The organism is Endozoicomonas sp. YOMI1 (genome assembly GCF_024606345.1).
Lineage (GTDB): Bacteria > Pseudomonadota > Gammaproteobacteria > Pseudomonadales > Endozoicomonadaceae > Endozoicomonas.
The window spans coordinates 1-4849 of sequence record NZ_JAHHPM010000265.1; the positions used below are offsets into that span (position 1 = coordinate 1).

At 49.3% G+C, this 4849-nt stretch carries 4 protein-coding genes; 1 reads left to right on the forward strand and 3 read right to left on the reverse strand.

All coding sequences use genetic code 11. The annotated features are described in order from the left end of the window. Positions 1-141: 141 nt before the first annotated feature. Entirely contained in the window at positions 142-1110 is a 969-nt protein-coding gene (ispE, locus tag KDK15_RS09290; RefSeq protein WP_257295077.1) for a 4-(cytidine 5'-diphospho)-2-C-methyl-D-erythritol kinase, read from the reverse strand. A gap of 194 nt (positions 1111-1304) precedes the next feature. Here ispE and KDK15_RS09295 point away from each other — a divergent pair, with 194 nt between their 5' ends. Next, positions 1305-1622 carry a hypothetical protein gene (locus tag KDK15_RS09295; protein WP_257295078.1) on the forward strand — a complete coding sequence of 106 codons (318 nt, stop codon included), beginning with the start codon at positions 1305-1307 and terminating at the stop codon, positions 1620-1622. Between the two features lie 268 nt (positions 1623-1890). Here KDK15_RS09295 and lolB read toward each other — a convergent pair whose 3' ends face one another. Together lolB and KDK15_RS09305 are read right to left on the reverse strand one after the other, a co-directional pair. Further along, on the reverse strand, positions 1891-2514 hold the full coding sequence (gene lolB / locus KDK15_RS09300) for a lipoprotein insertase outer membrane protein LolB (RefSeq protein WP_257295079.1): 624 nt from the start codon (positions 2512-2514) through the stop codon (positions 1891-1893). Between the two features lie 87 nt (positions 2515-2601). Next, positions 2602-4626: a tetratricopeptide repeat protein gene (locus tag KDK15_RS09305; RefSeq protein WP_257295080.1), complete on the reverse strand. Its 2025-nt coding sequence runs from the start codon at positions 4624-4626 to the stop codon at positions 2602-2604. Positions 4627-4849 lie beyond the last annotated feature (223 nt).

Sequence of the window (4849 nt, forward strand, 5' to 3'; positions counted from 1 at the left end):
GAACCCCCGCATGTCAGGATCAAAACCTGATGCCTTACCGCTTGGCGACACCCCAGTAAATTTCTTTATCAATCCGTGCACAATCCAGGCCGATTTATCGTAGTTAACATCAAAACAGTCTTGAGCGATAAACAGTCAGGATCACGCTGAAAGCGTTAAACCTGCCTGCTGCAAAGCTGTGTGCAGGGGCGAACGATTAATGCCGCGCGCCACGAAGCTGTGTAGCTTTGATGTATCATCTGCAATCTCAGGACTAGTAACGTTGAGAGTCAGTTCAGCCTGTGCCGTTAACGCCTGTTCACGACTGGCAAACCGGGCAAATACCGATGCCCCGGAACCACTCATCATGGCTCGCCCGATGCTTGAATCTGCGAGATTATCCAACAGAGAGAGCGTTTTATCAACCTCGGGATACAGTGAACAAACCAGAGGTTCAAAATCGTTTCGCCGCTGTTGTTTCTGATGGTGTTCCTGCTTGTTATAAGGAGCCTGATCAAGAGCAGCCCCCTCTCGTTCAAGGACGTCGCGCACTGTAATCGGCAAAGAATCTCTTGACAATTCACTGTGGCCATACATCGCGGCGGTATTCACCTGTGCATTGGGAACCAGAACCAGGAACCAAGCTTTCTGAAGCTCGATTGGAGTTAGAATTTCACCAACCCCTTCGGCAAAAGCGCTGTGCCCGCGAACAAAAACCGGAACATCAGCACCCAGTTTTAAACCGAGCGCTGCCAGCTGATCAATGGCAAGGTTCAATCCCCACAAGGCATTAAGCCCTAACAGAGTGGTCGCCGCATTGGAACTACCACCACCCAGTCCTCCCCCCATAGGCAGGTGCTTATCAAGATGAATCTTTGCACCAAGACGACAACCGGTCTCCTGTTGCAGAAGACGGGCGGCCTTAACAATCAGATTATCCTCTGGCTCCACCCCTTCAAGACCGGTAACCAGCTCAATACCTGAATCACTGCTGGCGATAGTCAGCTGATCACCAAAATCCAGAAACTGAAAAAGCGTTTGCAGGTTATGATAACCATCAGGTCTACGACCAGTAATATGCAGAAACAGGTTCAATTTGGCCGGGGCTGGCAACACCAATTCTGTCAGCATCAAGAAGACTCCAAAAAAACACCGTAATAATGGCTCAAAACGCACAATAAAGCATTACGACAGAAACACTTAACAAAAAACGTCGGACTTTGAACTTAACATCGGGAAATATTGTCAGATCAATAAGAGTTCATAGCCCATGACGTCTTTCTGGATCATCCACCTGATAAACAACTCAAACGAGGATCATGTTTATGGGTTTTGAAATTCAAATGGCAGAGTACGGTGATGAAACATTAGTGCATTGCAGTAATGACGCATTTCACATGTTTCATATTGCAAATCCGGGTGAAGGCATCAATGTTATCTATGGTATGACAGGAGGCCGGGCAGTGTATGTATTGCAGGATATTTACAACTACATGATTGCCAACCAGGCTGCATTGGAAGCCCTGAACCTGGCACCAGCCTATGGCTTTGGGAGTTACCATGATAACGTTCATAGAGTATTAAACAAATTAATAACCATTTCTAAAGATTACCCGGAAGGCACTTGGGTAATAACAACATAACCCGGGAGTTACCGCCCACGCTCCATTAACCTGGATATTTCATAAACTGCCCCGAATCTTGCGCACGACCACATGGATGTGGGAGGCAGGGCGACGCAGGATGCCAAAGCCGAGGACTTTGCCGCTCTATGGGATTTTGTGAGGGAGCGCCGTACCGGGGAGTACGATCGACTGAGCAAAACTCCCTCAGAGCGGCAAAGGACAAGCGAGAGCGTGAGCACGTTTATGAAATATCCGGGTTAACATCAGCAAGACTTGAGTGTCAGTTTTAAAGCTGCCAGCTACTCACCAACAGACTCAATCGAATTTTTCCACGGCTCACAACAAAACGAACAGGTAACCGCTGACTGTCACTCAATCCGTATTGTTGATAAGCAACCACCCAGCCCTGTTGTTCAATTTTGTCAGGGTAGCCAAGGTTATTCAGCTGGATCCTGGCATCATTGCCAGGGGCTGGCAGCCCTCTGGCCCAATACCTTAGATTACTGACTGGAAACTGCCACCCGGTCAGCGAATAAAGCAGCATTTCAGGTGACGGCCCATAACGGGTTTCATCCGATGCGGTGACCGACACCCCCTGACGATCCCCTGAGATACGGGCAACGGATGCACCTAAGGGACCATCCAGAGCCAACTTGTATTGATCACCTTGTTGTTGCCAGTCAAGCGACATCGTACCTGATCGCCCCGGAACCTTCATGTTAAGGCGCCCGGTCATCTCCCAGTCCTGAATCAGCCCCAAACGCTCCTGATGTCGCTGCCAGCGCTGCTCTTTATCTTCGTCACTGACCTGCCTGCCCGAATCAACCGTTCGGGAAGCACAGCCAGCAAGGATGAAAAAAAATAGAACCAGTAAAATTCTCAAACCAGAAAAGTATTGATCAACACCCATTCCCATATACACCAAGCTACATTATGCGTATGCACCGCACAATCTTCGTCAGACGACTGAAAGCGCGGCATTTACTTTTTAAAAAAATCACTGCGCTGTACTGACTGTTTCTGCCTGACTCTTGGGATCACCCCCTGTGAGCCGACCCACCGTATCCTTTAAAATCTGACTATCAGGACTATTCTGCAGTGCTTCCGCCCAAAGAGACCTGGCAGCATCTTGCTCGCCTTTCACCCAGAGCACCTCTCCCAAGTGAGCTGCGATCTCAGCATCGGGAAACTGACTGTATGCCATTCTCAAATACTTCTCTGCCTGATCAAAGTTCCCAAGGCGAAACTGCACCCACCCCATACTGTCCAGGATAGCCGGATCCTCGCTGTTCAAATCATAAGCCTGCATAATAAGTGCTTCAGCCTCTTTAACGCGGTCGGTTCGATCAGCAAGGGTATACCCCAGTGCATTTAATGCTGCAGCATTGTCAGGGTCAAACGCCAGAATAGAACGCAGATCCTTCTCCAACCCCTCCAGATCATCCAGCTTTTCATAAACCATTGCTCTTGAATAGAGAAGATTGACCGATTCAGGGTTTGTTTTAAGTGCCCGCTCAAACAATATCAGCGCCTTGCCCAGCTGACGATCATTTACCAGGAGTTCTCCCTCCAACAGGAAAAGCGATTCCATCCGGGCAGGATGACGGCTTCTTGCCTCCCCCACATGGGTCAGCGCCTCCTCCAGTTTGTCCTGCCCAACCAGCATCCGGGTCAATGCCACCTGGGCTGGCATAAACTCTTTTCCGGGACCTACAGAAAGATAATGCTCTCTTGCTACAGAATACTTTTGCTGCTTCTCACTCAAACGTCCAAGATAGTAATGAGCTGTATTGTTCCGCTCACCAAGGGCCAATAGCTGTTCAAAGTACTGCCCGGCTTCCTGCTCCAAACCATTTTCCGATGTGATAAGCGCCAGAGACAATACAATATCACTCTCCCCGGGAGCCCTCTCAAGCAGAATTTCAAACTGCTTCCTTGCCAGGTCGAGCTTACCGGTATGAACAAGAACTCTGCCATATAACAATCGCAGCCGGTTTTTCTCCGGGTGACGCTGAACCGCTTCAGCAAGCATTATTTCGGCTTCAGCATCCCGCTTCAATTTATTCAAAGCCCGCCCTTTTACCATCATGGCCGGTACAAACCCACGATCCTGCCTCAGAAGCTCATTTGCCAGAGTAAGCGCTGATGCAAACTCACCGGTCTGCTGAAGCAGAATGGCTTTACCCAATTTCAGTACAGGGTAATCCGGGTAAACCTGAGACAATTTGTCAAACTGATGGATAAGTTCAAGCTGGCTATCTTTAGCCAGCGGCCCCTGATCGTTGCCAGCGGCGCTGGCGAGTACATCAAAGGCCGGACTGCCCCCCAGGGAAAGCTGTTGACTCATCTGAGCAAAGGCCCTGTCATACTGACCAGCATACACCAGCTCAAGAGCAGACCCATGAAGTGCATCCGGGTTTTCCGGCTGAAGCTCAACCCAGAGTAATGAAGCATCCAGCGCGGCCTGCCTTGCCCCTACATAAACCGCAACCTGGTAGGCTCTCCGGGCCACACCGATATCTCTTGTTTTGTGTGCCTGTTTCAAATAATTTCCCAACGCCAGATCATAACGCTGACGCTGGCCACCAAGCTCTGCCACCAGCAAATCATAGAGCGTCTCCGCTGCAAAGGGGGTAACAGGCTCATCAGACCGGGCCGGTGCTTGACTGTCTATTGAGGTTGCAGCGCTATGATCAACTTGCTGAACATTCTGACTGGCGCAACCCACCAGAAAAACAGCAAAAACAAGAATCAACTTTTTACAGTATTTTCTGAAAACCTCAGCCCCGTTGATGAATAATTCAGCCCCGGCAATCATTCTAATCATGGATGGTATGCCCTTTCCCCTGATTTCCATTAAAAAACGTGAAGAGAGTTTGCAGTTGCACGCTTTCCATTGCAGAATTGATCGGCCGAAACACCCATCAATCCAGCAGCCCAGCTCCTGAGTGTGAATCTGATAACTGCGATTGAAGTATCGGACATGGTCATAAGCCAGAAAAAACATAAGCAGGATTTGCAAAACGCTCCAGCAATCAACAGCTTTCCTGAAAGAAAGCCTTAAGCGGAAAATGTCAGGCAGTGCCCTTCAACAGGGAATGCGCCTCTGGAAGCATTTTCAAATTAACAATTGAGCGACATAACTCCCCGTCCAGATGGCATTGAATGCCTCATAACCCGGGTACGGATATGTCAGCCAAACTATAGTAGCAGTGAACCTATGAGGCTGTCCGAGAATAGCGCCC